This is a genomic window from Syntrophorhabdus sp. (assembly GCA_012719415.1).
In the GTDB taxonomy this organism is placed as follows: domain Bacteria; phylum Desulfobacterota; class Syntrophorhabdia; order Syntrophorhabdales; family Syntrophorhabdaceae; genus Delta-02.
The window spans coordinates 1-2,183 of the sequence record JAAYAK010000143.1; the positions used below are offsets into that span (position 1 = coordinate 1).

Annotated in this window: 1 protein-coding gene; it reads left to right on the top strand. The window is 59.8% G+C overall.

Going from position 1 to position 2,183, the window contains the following annotated elements:
- Positions 1-30: 30 nt before the first annotated feature.
- Positions 31-2,183, top strand: a 2,153-nt coding sequence (locus GXX82_09030) for a PAS domain S-box protein (protein NLT23177.1), incomplete at its 3' end; no start/stop codon positions are given.

A 2,183-nucleotide genomic window follows, 5' to 3' on the forward strand; every position in this document is an offset into this window, starting at 1 on the left:
GGGGGCTGCAGGAGTTAGAGAGGAGAAGGGATGTTTCGTCTTCTGAGGGACCTGAAGCTCAACATCAAGATATCCATCCTGGGGGCGGGCAGTGTCCTCATAACGGCGGCCGCTCTCGTGGCGCTTGCAGTATGGCAGAGCGGCCAGTACAACGAGCTCGCGCAGAGGGAGGTCGACCGGCTCCTCGACGCCGACCTCGACCACGTTACCCAGGGGGCCTACAATCTGGTCCGGACGGAGGATGAGGCCGTCAGGGAGCAACTCTCAAAGAACCTCAATGTCATGCGGCACATACTTGCCGGCAGGGGCGGCGTGAACCTTTCCCCGGACACGGTGGCGTGGACGGCTGTGAACCAGTTCACCGGGCAGTCCGTAAGAGTGAGATTGCCCGGGATGCTCGTCGGCGGGAAATGGATCGGGCAGAATTCGCAGCCGGCCGTCAGGACCCCGGTGGTGGACGACGTCGAGACGCTTGTCGGTGAGACTGCCACCATCTTTCAACGCATGAACGAGCGGGGAGATATGCTGCGCGTGGCGACGAACGTCAGGGATTCACGGGGTGGCCGCGCCATAGGAACGTACATACCGGCAGTAAACGCGGACGGCAGCCCGAACCCGGTGGTCGCCGCGGTGCTTGAGGGGAAGACCTATCACGGCCGTGCCTTTGTGGTGAACGCCTGGTACCTGACGGCATACGAACCGCTCAGCGACGGGGCGGGCAACCTGGTGGGGATGATATATGCCGGCATCAAGCAGAAGAGCGTCGAAGAGCGGATACGCTATGCCATTCAGCAGATCATGGTCGGAAAGACGGGATATGTCTATGTCCTGGGGGGCAGGGGAGAGGACCGGGGCCGCTACATCATATCCTGGAAAGGGGAGAGGGACGAGGAGAATATCTGGGACAACAGGGACAGCGACGGCCGCTATGTGATCCAGGAGATCATAAGAAAGGCGACAGTTCTGAAACCCGGCGAAATGGCCACCGAACGGTACCGCTGGCAAAACCCGGGTGAGACGGAGCCAAGATGGAAGGTGGCCCGCCTGGCCTATTATGCTCCCTGGGACTGGGTGATCGGGGCCGGTGTCCATGAGGACGAGTTGCACACATACCGCGCCATCTTAAGCGGGGGAAGGAACAGGATGACGCGGATCATGGGTGTGGCCGGGATCACGATCACGCTCTTCATAGGATTCCTGGGCATCTTCATCGCCTGGACCATCACGCGCCACATCCGTCAGATGACGAAGGCCGCCGAGATCATCATGAGCGGCGATCTGAGCCAGGTGGTGGATGCCGGTTCGCGTGACGAGGTCGGCACCCTCGCGCGGACATTCAACATGATGACGGAACGGCTCAGAGAGACAATAGCGGGACTGCGTCTGAGCGAGGAGAAATACCGGAGCATCTTCGAGAACTCCGTGGAGGGGATATTCCGATCAACACCGGAGGGGCGGTTCCTGAGCATCAACCCGGCGGGTGTGCGGATGTTCGGGTATGGGTCTCAGCAAGAGATGATCGATTCTGTCTCTGATATAGCGCATGATCTGTATGCCAACGGCGAAAACCGGGAAAGAAGGAAGGCGTTGCTTGAAACGCACGGAATAGTCGAAGGTTTCGAGGCTGAAATGTGTCGCAGGGACGGCACCAGGATCTGGGTCAGCATAAATTCCAGGGTGGTCCGCGACGCCGCGGGGAAAATACTTTATTACGATAACACCGCCGAGGACATAACGGAGCGCAGACGTCTCGAAGCCCAGGTCCGGCAATCGCAGAAGATGGAGGCCATCGGCACTCTCGCGGGAGGTATCGCCCATGATTTCAATAACATCCTCTCGGTGCTGATGGGTTACGCGACACTCCTGCAACTCGGGCTCAGCCAGGAGGATCCCCTCCAGGAATACGTGGAGCACATCATGACGTCTTCCCAGAAGGCGGCAAACCTGACAGGGAGCCTTCTTACCTTCAGCAGGCTCCAGCCGGTGCGTCTGAATCCCGTCGATCTGAACGAGGCCATAAGGGGGACACAGCAGTTGCTGGGCAGACTGATCACCGAGGATATCGGGCTCAAGGTCCTTCTCTGCGCCGAAGACCTGGTCGTCATGGCGGACACGACCCAGATCGACCAGATACTGTTCAACCTCGCGAGCAACGCCCGGGATGCCATGCCGAAAGGGGGGAC